Source organism: Polaromonas sp. P1_G4 (assembly GCF_056405475.1).
The window spans coordinates 1-1,230 of the sequence record NZ_JBFUCA010000833.1; the positions used below are offsets into that span (position 1 = coordinate 1).

Consider the following 1,230-nt stretch of genomic DNA (forward strand, 5'->3'; position numbering starts at 1 on the left):
GTTGGATCCCGTTTAAGGTCCATCAGGGCCTTTTTGGCGGTATTCACCGCAATCCGGTAAAGCCATGTGTAGAACTGGGCCTCGCCCCTGAACTGCGCCAGGGCCCTGTAGGCGCGGATGAACGTTTCCTGGGCGATATCTTCCACCAGGTCCACATCGCGCACCATACGGCCTATCAGACGCTGGATGCGCCGCTGGTATTTGATGACCAGCAGCTCATATGCCTTCTGGTCGCCTGCAACGGTGCGCTCCACCAGCATGGCATCGCTGTCGGTTGCTTTTTCCAGTTGAGGCGGAGGCAGGTCAGCGCTCATGGGTTTTGTGACGTGACTTCAACTGGGCGCATAGACCCCGATACTGCCACAGCCGGCACGGGTTCTGCAGGCAGAAAATCGTGCGGCGATAAGGTGGAAGATGACTTGTGCGGCGAGTAGACCGCCCGGCGCAGGTCCAGCCATCGCTCCGGCATGACGCCGCGCTCCACCCAGAGCCACAGCCGTGCGTGAGCAGAATTTTCAAGCCGAAGCAGTAAGTAGTGTTGAAAATCGGCAAGGACTGAAAGCTCATATTCGGCGACGCCCGCCTGATAACCCGGGCTCTCCCAGCGCCACACTTCGCCATCCCATGCCAAGTGGCCCGCCGGAGAGTTTCGCCAACCAATATGTGCTGCCACACCAGCGCCCAAAGCGGCAGTAAGTGCCAGGCCGATGCGCCAATCCAGCTGACGGTTTCCGTTGAAATACCAGAGCATCGCTAAAAGCAGCCCGGACAGCCATAAACCCAACAAAAGAGTACCCAGAAAACGCGAACGCCCCAGCGGATAAACAACCGGCGGGGCGTTGTGCAGGCTCAAGGCAGGCTGTTGGATGTGCGTGAGCCGGGAAATCAGGCGCGCTTGAAGACCAGCGTACCGTTGGTGCCGCCGAACCCGAAATTGTTTTTGACGGCAACCTCGATTTTTGCGTCACGCGCGGTATTGGCACAGTAGTCCAGGTCGCACTCGGGATCCTGGTTGAAGATATTGATGGTCGGCGGTATTTTCTGGTGATACAGCGAAAGCACCGTAAACACCGACTCAATGCCGCCGGCGCCGCCCAAAAGGTGACCCGTCATGGATTTGGTCGAGCTGACCACCATGTTTTTAGCGTGACTGCCGAACGCCGCCTTGACGGCGTTTGTCTCGTTCAGGTCGCCCAGCGGCGTGGACGTGCCATGCGCGTTGAGGTACTG

Annotated in this window: 2 protein-coding genes and 1 pseudogene; all 3 read right to left on the reverse strand. The window is 58.7% G+C overall.

Annotation, left to right across the window (positions count from 1 at the left end; all coding sequences use genetic code 11):
- On the reverse strand, positions 1-314 hold a 314-nt coding region (locus AC1D1X_RS23770; RefSeq protein ID WP_477699409.1), incomplete at its 3' end, for a sigma factor.
- The gene (locus tag AC1D1X_RS23775) at positions 311-853 is read right to left on the reverse strand and encodes a hypothetical protein (RefSeq protein ID WP_477671319.1); all 543 of its coding nucleotides are present in this window, start codon (positions 851-853) and stop codon (positions 311-313) included. The genes AC1D1X_RS23775 and AC1D1X_RS23770, both read right to left, overlap by 4 nt.
- 32 nt (positions 854-885) lie before the next feature.
- Positions 886-1,230 (reverse strand): annotated as a pseudogene (locus AC1D1X_RS23780) (beta-ketoacyl-ACP synthase II); the annotation flags it as partial.